This is a genomic window from Microbulbifer variabilis ATCC 700307 (assembly GCF_000380565.1).
GTDB classification, from domain to species: domain Bacteria; phylum Pseudomonadota; class Gammaproteobacteria; order Pseudomonadales; family Cellvibrionaceae; genus Microbulbifer; species Microbulbifer variabilis.
The window spans coordinates 189,715-204,399 of the sequence record NZ_AQYJ01000027.1 but is presented as its reverse complement, the minus strand read 5'-3'; the positions used below and the strand labels follow the sequence as shown (position 1 = coordinate 204,399).

11 protein-coding genes are annotated in these 14,685 nt (G+C 47.9%); 6 read left to right on the top strand and 5 right to left on the bottom strand.

All coding sequences use genetic code 11. The features are described 5' to 3' along the window. Positions 1–15: 15 nt before the first annotated feature. On the bottom strand, positions 16–873 hold the full coding sequence (locus G367_RS0114040; RefSeq protein ID WP_020413775.1) for a carbon-nitrogen hydrolase family protein: 858 nt from the start codon (positions 871–873) through the stop codon (positions 16–18). Between the two features lie 623 nt (positions 874–1,496). Between G367_RS0114040 and G367_RS0114035 the strand changes: the two genes are divergently transcribed. Together G367_RS0114035 and G367_RS0114030 are read left to right on the top strand one after the other, a co-directional pair. Further along, positions 1,497–2,405, top strand: a complete 909-nt coding sequence (locus G367_RS0114035; RefSeq protein ID WP_020413774.1) for a hypothetical protein — start codon at positions 1,497–1,499, stop codon at positions 2,403–2,405. A 392-nt stretch (positions 2,406–2,797) separates the two neighbouring features. Continuing rightward, entirely contained in the window at positions 2,798–4,582 is a 1,785-nt protein-coding gene (locus G367_RS0114030; RefSeq protein ID WP_020413773.1) for a DUF885 domain-containing protein, read from the top strand. Positions 4,583–4,678: 96 nt separating this feature from the next. On the opposite strand, the gene G367_RS0114025 is transcribed toward G367_RS0114030, so the two are convergent. Genes G367_RS0114025 through rtcR form a run of 3 tightly spaced genes read right to left on the bottom strand, consistent with a single transcriptional unit; the run spans position 4,679 to position 8,644 of the window. After that, positions 4,679–5,458 carry a TSUP family transporter gene (locus tag G367_RS0114025; RefSeq protein ID WP_020413772.1) on the bottom strand — a complete coding sequence of 260 codons (780 nt, stop codon included), beginning with the start codon at positions 5,456–5,458 and terminating at the stop codon, positions 4,679–4,681. A 38-nt stretch (positions 5,459–5,496) separates the two neighbouring features. Further along, entirely contained in the window at positions 5,497–6,987 is a 1,491-nt protein-coding gene (locus G367_RS0114020; RefSeq protein WP_157533524.1) for a C13 family peptidase, read from the bottom strand. Between the two features lie 58 nt (positions 6,988–7,045). Beyond that, complete coding sequence (gene rtcR / locus G367_RS0114015; protein WP_020413770.1) at positions 7,046–8,644, bottom strand: RNA repair transcriptional activator RtcR; 1,599 nt, start codon at positions 8,642–8,644, stop codon at positions 7,046–7,048. A 219-nt stretch (positions 8,645–8,863) separates the two neighbouring features. On the opposite strand from rtcR, the gene G367_RS0114010 reads away from it, so the two are divergent. From G367_RS0114010 to rtcA, 3 genes are all read left to right on the top strand, one after another. Beyond that, positions 8,864–10,093: an RtcB family protein gene (locus tag G367_RS0114010; protein WP_020413769.1), complete on the top strand. Its 1,230-nt coding sequence runs from the start codon at positions 8,864–8,866 to the stop codon at positions 10,091–10,093. A gap of 627 nt (positions 10,094–10,720) precedes the next feature. Beyond that, positions 10,721–11,881: a slipin family protein gene (locus G367_RS0114000; protein ID WP_020413768.1), complete on the top strand. Its 1,161-nt coding sequence runs from the start codon at positions 10,721–10,723 to the stop codon at positions 11,879–11,881. Positions 11,882–11,930: 49 nt separating this feature from the next. Then, positions 11,931–12,950: an RNA 3'-terminal phosphate cyclase gene (gene rtcA / locus G367_RS0113995; RefSeq protein WP_020413767.1), complete on the top strand. Its 1,020-nt coding sequence runs from the start codon at positions 11,931–11,933 to the stop codon at positions 12,948–12,950. 274 nt (positions 12,951–13,224) lie between these two features. Here rtcA and G367_RS0113990 read toward each other — a convergent pair whose 3' ends face one another. Then, the gene (locus tag G367_RS0113990) at positions 13,225–13,530 is read right to left on the bottom strand and encodes an ArsR/SmtB family transcription factor (RefSeq protein WP_020413766.1); all 306 of its coding nucleotides are present in this window, start codon (positions 13,528–13,530) and stop codon (positions 13,225–13,227) included. Positions 13,531–13,639: 109 nt separating this feature from the next. Here G367_RS0113990 and G367_RS0113985 point away from each other — a divergent pair, with 109 nt between their 5' ends. After that, complete coding sequence (locus tag G367_RS0113985; protein WP_026305128.1) at positions 13,640–14,677, top strand: permease; 1,038 nt, start codon at positions 13,640–13,642, stop codon at positions 14,675–14,677. Positions 14,678–14,685 lie beyond the last annotated feature (8 nt).

Sequence of the window (14,685 nt, the reverse complement as noted above, 5' to 3'; positions counted from 1 at the left end):
CCCCTTTTTTATTATTTATATTCCAAGTTGGCGCATGGAAAGTAATGGCATTTGCCGCCGTATATTGGTCAGCTTTTCAGCTTCCAACGTGGCAGTGATGACTGCTTCACCCTCGCCGGCTCCGGCCAGGATTTCACCCCAGGGATCGATAATCGCTGAATGTCCCCAGGTACGTCTTTTCTCCGAGTGGATCCCCCCCTGATTGGCTGCAATTACAAAGCAGCCGTTCTCGATCGCACGGGCTTGCAGCAGGGTCATCCAGTGTGCCCGCCCTGTGGTGTGGGTAAATGCTGCTGGCACCAAAAAAATCTCAGCACCGGCTATGGCCAGCTGGCGGTAGAGTTCGGGAAAGCGCAAATCAAAACAGATACTGAGCCCCAGGGCACCCCAGGGCGATGTCGCCACACAGGGCTCGTTGCCGGGTTCAATACTGGCGGATTCACGATAGCTGCCGGTAGCGTCCTCAACTTCCACATCAAATAAATGTATTTTGTCATAGCGAGCCATTAAAGTGCCTCGATCGCCGAATAGCAGGCACGCTGAGCGGCTGCGCTTTCCCTCGGTAGGGCTACCGTCGGCTCGCTCCAGTAAGGGTATCGAGCCTGCGACCAGCCAGATACCCAGCTCCTCTGCCCAACTCGCAAGCGCGTGTTGAATGGGTTGTCTATCTGAATTGGTTTTACCAGAAATGCAAAATGGTTCGGCCACGGAAAAACTACCTTTATCCGAAAAATGTGCAAAGTTTTCCGGTAGCAGTATTAGTTTCGCGCCTCGTCCGGCGGCTTCCTTAAGCAGCTTGTAGGCCTGTGAAAGATTCTCTGTAACGCTTTCGCCGCTTACCATTTGCACCGCTGCGACACAAAGATTTTTCACTGGGGATCTCCTTTTTCTCCAATAGTTTTACGGAGTATGATAAAGCTGGAACCTTACGGGATAAATCTCAAGTACGCTTAAGTGTGCCAACTGTGGGCAGGTTGAGTATGCAATACTTGATAGTGATATTTTTCTCATTGTTAGCCCCGCTTGTCTAAATGTGTTTATTGATGATTCCTTATCGGTTTAGCAATCTCTTGTTAGCGTAGACCCAAATTTTCAGAAAAATAATTTTCTGTAGATTTACAAAAAAAATCTATAGAGATTTGTGTTACATGTTATTCATAGTTTTATATCAAATAAAAGAACTATAGATTCTTAGAGGGCATGGTAATTCCGAAGGAATATCTGATCAGTTAAATTTCTTTATTGAGTGGCTTTAGAGGTTAGCTACCTTTTTATATTGGGTAATAGAAAAACTCATCTTTAATCAACGAAATTTGGTCAGTGTCTCTCAATAATCCCCTTCAAATAACTGTTTATGCGGCGTGAAAAAATAGTGCCAGAGTCGATTTAAAAAGCTTTTTTATTCCCTGTTGAAGTTGAAAATTTTCTGCTTCAATATGATTTAACTTGTTGAATTGGTTGATTTTTTGTGGAGTTGTCAAAGCGGATGGCTCTGAATGCCCAATAGATTAGTCGAATTTAATCAGCTAAATATTGATAATTTTCACTATAAAATTGACCATAAGTTATGGAGAGAAAACATGCCAATGTTAACAGGTAGACGAGGCGAGCTGACTCGTTCAAAACAAGATGTTATTAATGCTGGAGGGTTGGTTCCTAAATTAGGTTTAAATGCCCATAAGGGCGGCTTCAAAGGATTTCTCGATTGTAAAAAAAAGGTCAATGGCGTAATGGGCTGCCAATGTCCAAATATGGATGAAAAATGGCTTTATTACAGGGGCGTGGCTATGATGCGTGGCTTTGCCTTAGATCCGGGGTTACTTACCGTTCATGTAAAAGCTAATACTGCTGGTCTTCTTTCGTGGGCTGGACCTGGTAATGAGTGCTATGCCGGTCAGCAAACTCGATATACCTCACCTGACATGGCTGTATTTGGCTGGGAAGATGGCAAAGAAGCGTTGAAAGAGGTTTATAGAAGGCTCGAGATACCCAGTGCACCAACTAAGACTGCTTTCGATCTTTTTAGGCAACATCAAGTAAAGTTTGCCATGAGCCCTGACATGAAAGTTTTAGCAATGATCGTGAAGAATGGAGTCGAATATAGCTATTTTACACCAATCAAAACAAAAGACATTGAATTTGGTGGCATATATGATGGTGGCCTTCAGCCAAAAGAAGATCCGATACTTAAAATACTGAGAATTAGAAGAATACCGAAAGATTCGTCTCAATATCAAGAAGCTCTTAGGAAAATTGAGCGGGACAAAGCGATTGAATCTAAGCCATTTTTAGACATTGTGACAAAAGCACAACCAGTCAATTTAAAATGGTACCCAGTTAATTTTAGGCTTCCTCAGCCATATAGTGGCCTTGGTGTGGGGAGAAAGGAAAAAATAGGATTGTAATAATTCAAATATGCAACTAAGCCCATGTCAATTTGAATGTTGTGTTCAGGTAGGAGACTTCCGCAACTATCACTAAGTGCGTTGGTTATTGTGGAAATGCAGGGTTTACTCAGTCTTCTGGTATCAGCTCATGTACTTCATGTTCCTGAAGGGTAGCTCTGCTATTAGATCTTACAAGAGCGAGGGACTAGCTGCGTATATTGTGGGGCCGTAGGCATAACGGTTCCCACAATGATTTCACTTTGCACCTTTTCATGTAATCAACTTTCCATAAATCACAACCTTTCTTGGTTCATGGGTCATAGAAAGCAATCTCGCAGAGGGCAACCCATGTTAAGGTTGGTCGATCTAATTCTGATAACTAAAAACCGAGCGATTTAATGGAGAGCAGCGTGAAATCCGGCAAGGCCCTGGCAAAACACATTAAGCGGGTATCTGGTGTTATCTTGGCTACTTGTGTACTAACCCCCGTATCTTGGTCCCTAACAGCAACAGAACAGCTCCAGGGTGTGATTGAAGACCACTGGCAATACAGTCTGCGCGAGGACCCGATTACTGCGGGTCGTATGGGTGTGTCGGACTATAATCGCCAATTACCGGGGGTGGCTGCCGAGGACAGGGCGCGTCGACTCAAAGCCGAAGAGGAATTGCTCCGGCGTCTGCAAGCGGTGGACACCAATGAATTGAACGATTCGGATAGGGTTAATCGCGAGTTACTCGCCTGGGTTTTGGAAAACTCTATTGAAGCCAATGAATTGTTCCTGGAGCGGGTGCCCCTCAATACTTTTTACAGTTTTTATAGCGCTGCCCTGGATGCCAATAGTGGTTTGGCGATGACCCGTGTTGGCGATTATGAGGACTATATCGCCCGCATCCGGGACTTTGGCCGGTATTTCGATGAGAATATTGCCAATATGCGTGAAGGAGTTCGCACAGGTTTTGTCTTGCCCAAAATAGTGGTGCAGGGCATAGCCCCCACCGTGCGAGCTCAAGTTTATAAGGATCCCACTAAGAGCAGCTTGTACAAACCTTTTGTTGAGATGCCTATATCAATTCCCCCTTCAGAGCAGCAACGTCTGCGTGAAACTGGAAAAGCGGCAATTGAACAGGTAGCTATTCCAGCCTTTGCTCGGGTGGCAAACTTCCTTGAGGGAGATTATCTCAAAGCTGCCAGCGAAACTATCGGTGCCGAGAAAATGCGCGGAGGTAGTGACTATTATCGCCACAATATCCGTAACTATGTGACTCTGGATATGGACCCGTCAGAGATCCATCGAACCGGCCTTGCTGAAGTCAAGCGTATCCGTGCAGAGATGGAGGAGCTGATTAAGGAGTCCGGCTTTAAAGGGACTTTTGAAGAGTTTACCCATTTCCTGCGCACCGACCCGCAATTCTATGCTCAGACTCCGGAAGAGTTACTTAAAGAGACTGCCTATATCTCCAAGCGCATCGATTACCTGCTGCCAGAGTTCTTTAACCTGCTGCCACGCACTCCCTACGGAGTGGTTCCGGTACCTAGCGAGATCGCGCCCAACTACACCACGGCTTCCTATAATCCTGCCGCTATTGGTGGTACCCGCGGTGGAGCTTACTGGTTGAATACTTACGGCTTGGATCAGCGCCCTCTGTACGAGTTACCCGCTTTGACCCTGCATGAGGCGGTGCCTGGCCACCATCTGCAGAATGCCCTGTCCCAGGAGCTTGAAAATGTGCCGGACTTTCGACGGAATCTTTATTTGAGTGCTTTTGGGGAGGGTTGGGCACTTTACTCCGAGCGTCTCGGCAAAGAAATGGGCCTGTACACTACGCCTTATGAGCATTTTGGGCGTCTCAGCTATGAAATGTGGCGTGCGGCACGCCTGGTAATTGATACCGGCATCCACTCCCAAGGCTGGACCCGTCAGCAAGCGCTCGATTTTCTATCCAGCAATACTTCACTTTCTCCCGCGAATGTGCGTGCAGAAGTGGATCGTTATATTTCCTGGCCGGGCCAAGCCCTCTCTTACAAAATGGGAGAAATTAAGATCCGCCAGCTGCGTGCGCAGGCGGAAAAAGAGCTTGGTGATCGGTTTGACTTACGTGTCTTCCACGATGCGCTGTTAAAAAATGGAGCCTTACCTCTCTCCATGTTGGAAGAGCAGATGCAAGGTTTTATAGAGGAGCAGAAATCTTCTTAAAATATCGTTTTGCAATCCCGCTCTCAATTGCTAAAGCGGGATTGCAAATGAGAAAACAGATGCGCTTCTGGCTAATTTCCTATTCACGCTAATAGTTCACATAAAGTCTATCCACCCCATGGAGTGGGCGTACTTTATTAGCATCCCGCTACACATAAGAACGACTGCTCCTCTCAGGTAGGTAGGATTAATTTTAAATAGGCAGTGTGACCCTATCCACGCACCTATGATTTGTCCAATCATCATTAGGATGCCTACTATCCACGCAATATGTCCGGCAAGTAAAAATATAATTAAAGAGGCTAAATTGGTGGAGAAGTTTAGAGGTTTTGCCATCGCAGTAGATGTCAATATATCTTGTCCCCGGCAAGCTATACCTGACAGGGTAAAAAATGACCCTGTTCCAGGTCCGAACATGCCATCGTAGTACCCAATCAATGGAATTACCCCATATTTATATTTTCTGCTGGATAATTTTGGCTCCTCATTATTCTGAGTCAATGACGGGGAAATTAGGAAATAAACGGCAATAAATAAAAGCACTACAGGAATTATATATGACAAGATGTCAGTGTTAATAAATTGTACTGCTATTGTTCCAATAGCCGCACCAATAAAAGCCGGTAGCATTAAGCTCTTAATCCCACTCCAGCTTATTTTACTGCTCTTAATCATCATATAAGTTGCAGTTGCTGTACCGATACTGCCTTGCAATTTATTGGTGCCTAGGGCGGTTAAGGGCGGTACACCACTCAGAATTAAGGCCGGTACTGTTATCAGGCCGCCACCACCTGCCAATGTATCGAGTAGGCCGGCTATTACGGCAATAAAAAACAAAATAGACAATAATTCAATAGAGAAGCTTGCGAACTCCAAGAGAATACCTCCTATCGCATGTTGCTAAGGCTTAACTTTCAATAACCTTCTTTATTTTTCTTCCACCATGTTAGGAAATTTTCCCCAATGGAATGCTGTGGTAGGGAATGGGAATCTTTTTCTATCCCCTGTTCCTTTTCCATTTCAGTGACCTTTTTATTCGCCGTGCTAAACCAAACCTTGGGGTCTTTTATTCCCTGCTGTAGAGCATCGCCATAGAGTGCAGAACTGAACCAGGTGCGCTGGGAGTCGTCGCTGCAACCAAAAGAGGTTCTGTTATCGGCAGCGGAGGTAAATACGATACGATTTGGGGTGCTCAAAGGCTCAATCCACTGGCCGGAATAGCAGGCTGAAATTACTATCCACTGGTATCTTGCATTAAGGTTATCCAGCCATTTTTTTCCGTCTGCCACAGAGAGATCCTTTAGTGGCATTTTACCCTCAGCAATTGTTAAGTCGCCATTGCGTGCACCGTGGCTGACAAGGTGCACTAGCAGTAGGTCTTCCTGTGGGTCCAGTAACTGATCCAGGGCATTGAGACTTTCTTGGATACTGGTGCGGGTGGCGAGAGGAAAACTGTAGCCGCCACCGTTACTGAGGCGCAGTACACGCTCATCAATACCAAAGGCCTTATCAAGGCGTTCTGACACCCAATCCAATTCTCTGGCAAATACCGGAGAGGTGCCATCACCGCCTACTAACAGCGTGTACACATCGCGTACACCAGGCCTCTGCGGTGCCAGTGCATCAATAGCGCTTTGTAAGCGATCACTCTCGCTGTAAAGGCGTGTTTCCGCCTCGGCTGCAGGAATTTCTTGTTGTGTACGCCAGGCCGCCTCACTGGGAAAATAGATGCCCTTAGCAAAATAGCCGGACTCTTCAATAATATTTCCCTCGCCATCAATGCTCACACGCAGGCCTTCTCCATCCGCCTCTCCGTAGCGAAAGTTGGCGCGAATAGTGGTCCCATCAGGTTGGGTCAATTCACCAGCGCCAGAGTAAAAGCCGTATTCGAAGTCGCCTTTGTATCTGTAGCCTTCGTTATCTGAGTAATCTCCGCGTAGAAACATTCCCTGCTCGAAAGTGCCTTTATATTGACTGCCATCTTCAGTGGTCAGCTCACCTTCACCGTGTGGACCGTAATCCAGAAACTCACCACTATAAGTTTCTCTGCCATCCCATTTTGCTGTACCTCTTTGCAACTCCCCATCATTGAAATGACCCGACCATTCATTTTCACCACAGGTATAGCGGCCTTCGCCATGTGGTTCTCCATTGAGGAATTCACCCTCATAAGTACAGCCATCTGTTTTGGTAAGTAATCCCTGGCCGCTAATGCGACCATTGTGAAATTCCCCGCGATAGTGATTACCATCGGGCCATTGCAACTGGCCCTGACCATGGAAAAGGCCATCTTGTAAGTCACCTTTGTATACAGAACCATCTGGCAGCGCGGTGCCGCCTGCAAACTGTGTTGGCTCGCAGGCACTGAGAAGAAGAAAAAGAGGGGTTAAGTAGGCGTATCTCATTCCATGGTCCATCATTGATGCTCTGGAGTGAGATTAACAAAATGGTGCCAACAGGGCTCTAGGCTTTATTCAGCTGCTCGAACTTAAGCCCGTATTTTTCCAGCAGCTGGCGTACCCGGTGGGAATCGTTGTTGGATTTTTTAGCTGTGCGGCTTATCTGAAAAAGCCGGCGCCCGGCTTCCGCCATGGAGCTGGATTCCTCACAGACTTGGATCAGTCCTGCCAGTTTGATCTGCTCGTAGTAATCCATCTGTTCAATATTGCCGGGGCCCAGTAGCGCTTCAATACGTGCAATGGGTAGCGATGACTCATTGGTAGAGGCTTGCCACTTTAAGCACAGTCGCTGGATTTCCTCTTCCACCACTTCAGTGGTAATACGCCCACCATCGGCGAGAGTGCCCATGCGCAGGATACTGGCGTTAAGGTCGCGAAAGTTAGCGGACCAGCTGGCCTCTCCTGAATGGCCAAAGTTGAGATACCTCTCCCGTGCCGCTTTATTGAAGCTCACCAAATGGCCAGACTTTCTGGAAAAAGCCTCCAGCTCAAAGTCGATATTGGGTTCCAGGTCTTCAATACGTTCACGCAGGGAGGGCAGGCGGTAAGTCCACAGGTCAATTCGGGCAAGCAGGTCCGCACGAAACTTACCTTCGCGGCTGTGCTGGACAAGATCCCGGTTAGTACCGGCGATCAGCTGGAAGTGACTGCTCACCTCTTTGTCTGAGCCAAAGGGCATAAAACGTTTGTGTTCTATAGCGCGTAACAGCATGGCTTGCTCGTCCAGTCCCAGCTCGCCGATCTCGTCCAGAAAAAGTAGGCCCTTATCAGCTTCCATCAACAGCCCGGGACGATGTGCGGTGGCACCGGTAAAGGCGCCTTTGCGGTGGCCGAACAGAGCGGACATGGCATTTTCGCCGCGCAGAGTGGCGCAGTTTACTGCTACCAACCCGCCTTCCAGCTTACCGCGCTGTTTGCGCAGCTCATAAACACGCTGGGCCAGTTGTGATTTACCCGCCCCCGTAGGGCCGGTTATTAATATTGGGGCGTCAGAGCGGATAGAGACCTGCTCCAGCTGCTCGATCATCTGGTTAAAAGCGAGATTATTAGTTTCAATGCCACCTTTCAGGTAGGTGGTGCCCTCTTGGTGTTCCCTCTGGAATCGCGAGGCAATCTGATCGTATTTGGAAAGATCCAAATCGATAATTTGGTACTCGCCCGGCAAACCACTGTGCTTGCGTGCCGGGGATGTTTGTAGCAGGCGCCCGGGGAAATACCCCGCTTCTGTTAATAGATATAGGCAGATCTGGGCCACATGGGTGCCCGTGGTGATATGTACCAGGTACTGCTCATCATCCGGCTTGAAGCTATAGGCGCGGGCGAAATCCAGCAGGTTGCTGTATACGCTCTCGAAATCCCAAGGGTCGTTAAAGTTCACCCGGTGGTGGACCACTTCAGTCTCTGGAGAGACCCGTGCAATATCTTCGGTTACCTGGTCTGCCAGGTTCTTTGAGTGATTGTCGAACAGAAGTTCCAGACGGTCGATAAGCAGGTCTTCGTGCTGGCACATGGATATGTTTGGGCGCCATTTGTCCCAGCGCTTGTCACCTTTGCCGCGCCGATCTTTGCTGGTACCGAGAATACTGATAGCAATTGTCTTCATGCTATCTAAAATATTATTTTACTATCAAAAAAGATAGATATTTATGGCTTTCTTATTTCAAAGAAACTCTCAAGAGTTTTGGTATTAAAAATAAATTCCATAAAAAACAACAAGTTATAAAAAATTTCCAACTTTGATAAAAAGTTGGCACTCAATTCGCTATATCAATAGAAAAATGAAGCGTAAGAACATCGAGCGCGGTTTCAAAAGGAGTTAAAGATGAAACCAATGCCATATGAAGTGATGCAGGCAGGTGGGGTGCCGATTAAGTCTTGGACCCTGGGAGTGCCCTTTGAGGATGAAGCCAAGGCGCAGCTCAAAAATATTTCTCAGATGCCCTTTATCCACAAATGGGTGGCAGCGATGCCCGATGTACACCTGGGCAAAGGCGCCACGATTGGCAGTGTGGTACCTACCCTGGGGGCGGTAATTCCCGCAGCTGTGGGTGTGGATATCGGCTGCGGCATGATGGCGGTGCGAACCAGCCTTACAGCGGCGCAACTTCCGGATAACCTGGCAGGGGTGCGCAGCGCTATTGAACGCGCAGTGCCCCATGGCCGTACGGGCCGGCACCGGGGCAGGGGGAGGGATAAAGGTGCCTGGGAGAATCCGCCGGATGATGCACTTGCCGGTTGGGCGCCATTGGCAGCGCAGTTTGAGTTGCTTAAAGAAAAGCACCCTGTATTAAAAAATACTAATAACATCAACCACTTGGGAACATTGGGCACCGGCAACCACTTTATTGAGATGTGCCTGGATGAGCACGGTAGCGTATGGCTGATGCTGCATAGCGGTTCCCGTGGTGTGGGTAACCGTATTGGTACCTACTTTATCGAGAAAGCCAAGCGGGATATGGAGCGTTGGCATATCCATCTGCCGGATAGTGACTTAGCATATTTCCCCGAAGGCACAGAGCATTTCGATGACTATGTACTAGCGGTGGAATGGGCACAGGAGTTTGCTCGTATCAATCGTGAAGTAATGATGACGCGTACTATCGGTGCGGTGAAGCAGGCTCTGGGCATGGATTTCGAAGCGCGCATGGAGGCAGTGAATTGCCATCACAATTATGTTTCCCGAGAGCACCACTACGGCAAGGATGTGCTGGTGACGCGCAAGGGGGCTGTAAGAGCTCGTGTTGATGAAATGGGCATTATTCCCGGGAGTATGGGGGCCAAATCTTTTATTGTGCGGGGGCTGGGTAATGAGGAAAGCTTCTGCAGTTGTAGCCATGGTGCTGGGCGAGTGATGTCGCGTACCAAGGCAAAAAAACTGGTGTCCCTGGAGGAGCACCGCGCGGCTACCATCGACGTAGAGTGCCGTAAAGACGAAGGTGTGATCGACGAAACCCCATCGGCCTACAAACCTATTGAGAAGGTTATGGCAGCACAAAAAGACCTGGTGGAAATCGTTTACACCCTCAAGCAGGTAGTCTGCGTCAAAGGATAATCGGTGTCGGTCAGGGATAAGGCCTTCAGTATATAAAGAATGCCGGAGATAGTGCCCAACGGGCCGGTTCTCCGCAAACAAGTTTGAGTGTTTTTGTTCCAGTCAGCGGAGCCGGTTCTGTATGCCGGCCTGGCACCACCGCCGCTGGCGGCAGGTGTACCCTCTGGGCCAATCCTCAAACGCTAACTTTGTAGCTCAATTGGTAGAGCAACCGTTTTGTCGGTTGGTTACGGGTTCAATTCCCGTCAAAGTCACGTCGCCTGGAAAGCGATCTTAAGGGAAGGCGAGAGCCTGGGGTTCGAATCCCCGCAAAGAAACCCTCTTTGTTGAAATCTATCCGGGGCCCATTGTGCCTTATGGTTTCGGCAATTCGGTATTATACCAATTGCCAAACAAAAAGGTACTTCGGTGACAGTGTCGCCTTTCGTGGGTTTGCACTGTGCGAGCGGATTACAGGTTATGCATTGACTCTATTTTGACCAGGGATGTTGGCTGTATTTCCCAGGAGAGGAGAAAGAAAAAGTCTGCAAAACCGCTGTATTTTGCTCCTACTTTGTACAAGCGCTGGGCCACCCTGGGATCGGGTGGGCCCCACCCAAAAGGAATAAAAGATAAGAGATCGGAGAAATGAAGTCTCTCTTTAAAATATGGAAGATTGTGGATGTGGCTGATAACGAGCGTGCATTGCTGTTTCGCCGCAGTCGATTTGAAAGGGTATTGCCTCCTGGACGTCACCGTATCTGGCTGCTTTCCGGTGATGTGCGGGTGGAGACCTATGATATTACCGAAGTGGTTTTTGATGCGATTAAAGCAAAATTCCTTCTGAATACTTATGGACAAATATTGGGTGAATATTTGCAGTCCTATGAGTTATCTGATCATCAGGTAGGCCTTTTTTACCAGGATGGTCACCTGGTGGATATCCTTCCTCCTGGTACTTATCGCGCTGTGTGGAAGGGTAGTGAAACCGTGCGTGTAGGTATTGTAGATATTTCAAAGGAGTATTCCATTGATGACAATATATTGGGATTGCTTGGTCGTGGGGTGAAGGTCGGACAAATGCGTATTGCCGCTCAGGCGGTTAGCTACAACGAAATTCCCGATGAGCACGTAGGCCTTCTGGTTGTTAATGGCAAACTGGAAAAAACCCTGCAGCCCGGTCGTTATGGATTCTGGAAGTACAATCGCTCCATCGTGGTGAAATTGATGGACATGCGCTTGCAAACTATTGAAGTGAGTGGCCAGGAAATTCTTACCAAGGACCGGGTAAGTTTGCGTATAAACCTGAGCGGTAGTTTCAAGATTACTGATCCAAAGCGGGTAGCATTAAAACTCAGTGACTACAAAAGCTATATTTATCGTGAATTGCAACTATATCTGCGTGAAGCAGTGGGTACCCAGACTCTGGATAGCTTGTTGGCGGATAAGGATCGGCTGAATATTGTTATTGCTACGGGCATTCGTAAAAAAATAGCGGAGTACGGTATCGAGATCGTCAGTGTCGGTGTGAAAGACATTATTTTACCAGGCGATATGAAAATGATTCTAAATCAGGTAGTGGAAACACAAAAAGAATCTGAAGCGAATTTAATAAAACGCCGGGAAGAGACCCAGGCCATGCGTTCCATGCATAACACCGCCAAGATGATGGATAACAATCCTGTGTTACTGCGGTTAAAAGAATTAGAGTCGCTGGAAAAGGTCAGTAATCGTATCGATAAAATTTCAGTATACGGCGGTCTTGAGGGTGTGCTTAATGATTTAGTGAAACTGCGCCCAACTGCTTGAATAAAATAAAGGCATCGAAACCATTTAGTGGTATTTAAGGGAATTATTAGTGATTGAGATTGATGGCGCCCAGGGGGAGGGTGGCGGCCAGATTTTACGGACTTCCCTCACTTTGTCCATGTGCCAGGGAATACCGATTCGTATTAAAAATATTCGAGCAGGCCGCAATAAGCCTGGACTATTACGCCAACATCTCACTTGCTTACGCGCTGCCAAAGCTATTAGTGATGCTGATGTTAGCGGTGAGCAGCTGGGGGCTACGGAAGTTACTTTTATTCCGGGAAAAGTACGATCTGGCGAGTTTCATTTTTCCATCGGCTCGGCCGGTAGTACCAGCTTGGTATTGCAAACGGTGTTGCTGCCTCTTTTATTTGCTGATGGTATTAGTGAGCTGCACTTGGAAGGGGGTACCCACAATAAAAAGGCCCCAAGCTTTGATTTTATAGCCCAGGTTTATTTGCCTCTATTAGCGCGTATGGGCGCGGGAGTGGAGGTGGAGCTAACGGATTATGGTTTTTATCCAGCTGGTGGCGGTGCCTGGCGTGCGCGTATCCACCCCCTCTCCAATTTATCAAAACTGGAACTGACTGAAAGAGGAGAGCTGCTGGAGCGCAAAGCTGTAGCCATATCCGCGAATATACCGGCTCATATTGGCTTGCGTGAACTGGCGCAGGTGAGTAAGCAATGTGAGTGGCCGGTTGAGTATTTGCAGCGAAAACAGGTGCGTTCCCAAGGGCCCGGTAATTTGCTGTCGCTGCGGTTGCAATCTGAACAGGTAACTGAAATCTTCGATTCCATGGGCGAGCAGGGCGTAAGTTCAGAGCGAGTTGCCCAGCGTGCGATTCGGCAGATGCAGCGTTATCTGAATTCTGGTGCGCCGGTAGGTGAATATCTGGCCGATCAACTGTTATTGCCTATGGCTTTGGGCAATGGTGGTCGCTTTTGTACATTGAAGCCCAGCCAGCATTTATTGACCAATATTCAGGTGATCCAGAAAATTGCCGGAGTTAATATTCAGTTGCGCGAGTTAGGTGAAGATACTTGGGAAGTAACGGTTGGTGCTATTTAGATGCAAAATTGTAATTGAGGGATACGGGAGTAGCTCTAATGGCGAAAAGTTGGATACAGTTTTTCCTTGTTTTTTGATACTGGGAACGGCACATAATTTCCTTGGCCGGATTCCCGGTCTGCATATTGTCTATTAAATGATTCAGCAAACTCCTTTTCCTCGCTATGTTGCTGATCTTTGAAAACTCAGCTTTATACAAATTGAAGACCAGCGGTTGTAATGGAAAGTGGCCCTACTCTCTATGTTACTCTGATGGTTGAAAATCATCTAATGATTAATCGTCGCAGTGAGGGTTACCGTCAATACAGCACTCCTCCTGCAGGAATTCCACCAGCCTGAATAGTTCTTCATACTGAGGCACACAATAGAGGGTGCGGCCCTCTCGTCGTTGAATGACCAACCCCACAGATACCAAACGGTTAATGTGGTGGGAGAGAGTGGAGCCAGGAACATCCAGCGCTTCCTGTATTTCTCCAACAGGCATGCCCTCTGGGCCACCTCTGACCAATAGGCGGAATATTTCCAGGCGGGTTAAATGGCCTAATTCAGCGAAGCACTTGGCGGCTATGTCTGTCTGCATTGTTGTGTTCCTGGGGCTCCAATATTTCTATATTACTAGAAATAACTTGTAGTCACAAAAAAGCTGCACTAATATATTTCCATGAATCTAGAAATACGGAATGAATGCAATGTCTCCAGAAGTTCTTGTAATGCTTGAAGAGGCGCTGGGCATGTTTGTATTGCTCGGTATCGAGCTGACAGCGTTATTTTTGGTAATCAGTTTTATTATTGGCGTAATTCAGGAATACCTGCCGTCAGGAAAAATCCAGGCTATTCTCAGCTCAAAGAATGGCCGTGGCTACTTTTCTGCAGCGATACTCGGTGGTCTGACACCATTCTGTAGTTGCTCAACCATCCCTATGCTGAGCGGCCTGTTGAAAGCCCGAGCCGGTTTTGGACCAACAGTCACCTTCTTATTCACTTCGCCACTTTTGAATCCCATCATTATTGGTCTATTCCTTGTGACCTTCGGCCTTAATATCACTTTGGTTTATGCCGCAACGGCACTGGCAGTTTCAGTGACTGCTGGGTATGTATTGGAGCGGCTCAACTTTGCTCGCTTCATTCGCCCGGAAGTATTGAAGGGGAATACTGGAAGCGGCTGCTCTGGTGCGAGTAAACCCAGGAAACCAGAGACTGGCGGCTGTGGTGCCAGTGCATCTGCAACTACTTGTACAGAAGAGAAAGCTTGCAATGGACCGCTTTTCCAAGTCGCCGCTTGCGATGGTACCGTTGCATTGAGTGCCGTGCAGGACAATCGCTGGGTGCGGATCTGGCGGGAAACCTGGAGCCAGTTTAAGAAAGTACTGCCCTACCTGTTGATTGGGATCGCAATCGGTGCTTTCACCTACGGCTTTATACCTGCAGATTTCATTGCAAAGTATGCTGGAGCCGGTAACCCTCTCGCCATCCCTTTCGCGGCAGTAATTGGGGTGCCGCTATATATCCGTGCTGAGGCCGTAATCCCCTTATCTGCGGCGCTGCTCGCAAAAGGCATGAGTATGGGGGCAGTAATGGCATTGATTATTGGCAGTGCCGGTGCCAGCCTAACTGAGGTGATCCTACTGAAGTCGATGTTCCGCAAACCAATGGTAGCGGCTTTCCTGCTAGTGATCTTCGGTATGGCAATTTTTGCAGGTCTGCTGTTCCACCTGTTTTTCTCATAAACCCCTGA

Excerpts from the sequence above, each read along its gene's own strand:
- G367_RS0113985 (WP_026305128.1), top strand. The coding sequence starts at position 13,640 with ATGTCTCCAGAAGTTCTTGTAATGCTTGAAGAGGCGCTGGGCATGTTT.
- rtcR (WP_020413770.1), bottom strand. The coding sequence starts at position 8,644 with ATGAAGACAATTGCTATCAGTATTCTCGGTACCAGCAAAGATCGGCGC.
- G367_RS0114020 (WP_157533524.1), bottom strand. The coding sequence starts at position 6,987 with ATGAGATACGCCTACTTAACCCCTCTTTTTCTTCTTCTCAGTGCCTGC.
- G367_RS0113990 (WP_020413766.1), bottom strand. The coding sequence starts at position 13,530 with ATGCAGACAGACATAGCCGCCAAGTGCTTCGCTGAATTAGGCCATTTA.
- G367_RS0114000 (WP_020413768.1), top strand. The coding sequence starts at position 10,721 with ATGAAGTCTCTCTTTAAAATATGGAAGATTGTGGATGTGGCTGATAAC.
- G367_RS0114035 (WP_020413774.1), top strand. The coding sequence starts at position 1,497 with ATGCCCAATAGATTAGTCGAATTTAATCAGCTAAATATTGATAATTTT.
- G367_RS0114010 (WP_020413769.1), top strand. The coding sequence starts at position 8,864 with ATGAAACCAATGCCATATGAAGTGATGCAGGCAGGTGGGGTGCCGATT.